Genomic DNA, 955 nt, shown 5'->3' on the forward strand with positions numbered 1-955 from the left:
GGTGCCCGGCCCGCCGAACTGCGGCTTAGGCCTGCGGCCAGAGCTGGAGCACGTACTGCTCGACGCCGTCGACTGCCCTGTCCTGGGACTGGACCGCTACCTCGGCCCGGCCGCGGCACAGGACGTGCACGTTCCAGGTGCCCGGCTTGTCTGAGATGCGGACCGGTTCGGGCCACGGGCCTGCGGTCAGGCCGCGGGCCTGCAGCTGCCCCGATGTGCAGGAGATCTCCGTGACGGCGGACTCTTCCCAGTCGCCGGCTGGCTCGGCGGGTTCCTCTGCCCAGACTTCGATCGTCATCATCGCGGTGTGCGTGTGGCCGGCGCTGGTGAAGGACAGGCGTCCGGGGTGGGCGGTCAGGAAGGGGCCCTGTTCCCAGTCTTCGGAGAAGGGGACGGGGACGTGGGTGTCGTCCCAGTCCTCCACGGCGAGGCCGTAGTAGTCGACTTCGACGGCCACTGTTTCGCGACTGATGAGCTCGGCCATTCCGTCTGCCTCCAGGCGGTCGCGCGCGGACAGGGCCACGGTAGATCACCTACGTCTGCCGGGGGGCGCCCGATCCCGGTCAACGTCCGCCGTCAGCCTGGGCGTTGTTCGCGTTGTTGGCGAGGGTTGCCGCGGTGCCGGTGCCATTGCAGGCCCGTACCGGCTCGAAGGGGACGGAGGCGCCGCGCCGTTTCGGCGGCAGGGCCTCGTGGGCGAATGCCAGTGAGAACTCGGCCAGCTCCGGGGCGAGTTCGTGCGCACTTCCGAGGGCCTGGCGCAAGTCCCATGTGTGTGCGGCGATTTCCATGACACCCGCGCTCAGCGCGCCGCGCACAGGCAGGGTCGCGAAGCCGAGATCCACCATGCGGTCCAGCGCGCGATCGTCCATGGCCCGCCCGGCCACGATGAGCCGCTCCTCGGCGTCCGCGTACGCCGCTGCCCAGTCGTCGCCCGGGACCTCGGCGACGTTTC

1 protein-coding gene and 1 pseudogene are annotated in these 955 nt (G+C 70.6%); both read right to left on the reverse strand.

Annotated elements, in window-relative coordinates:
* Positions 1-25 precede the first annotated feature (25 nt).
* Entirely contained in the window at positions 26-523 is a 498-nt protein-coding gene (locus QK440_RS41190; protein ID WP_282798388.1) for a hypothetical protein, read from the reverse strand.
* A 40-nt stretch (positions 524-563) separates the two neighbouring features.
* Positions 564-955: pseudogene (locus tag QK440_RS41195) on the reverse strand (hypothetical protein); the annotation flags it as partial.

The sequence above is a fragment of the Streptomyces sp. CC224B genome, from assembly GCF_030010595.1.
Classification (GTDB): Bacteria; Actinomycetota; Actinomycetes; order Streptomycetales; family Streptomycetaceae; genus Streptomyces; species Streptomyces longispororuber.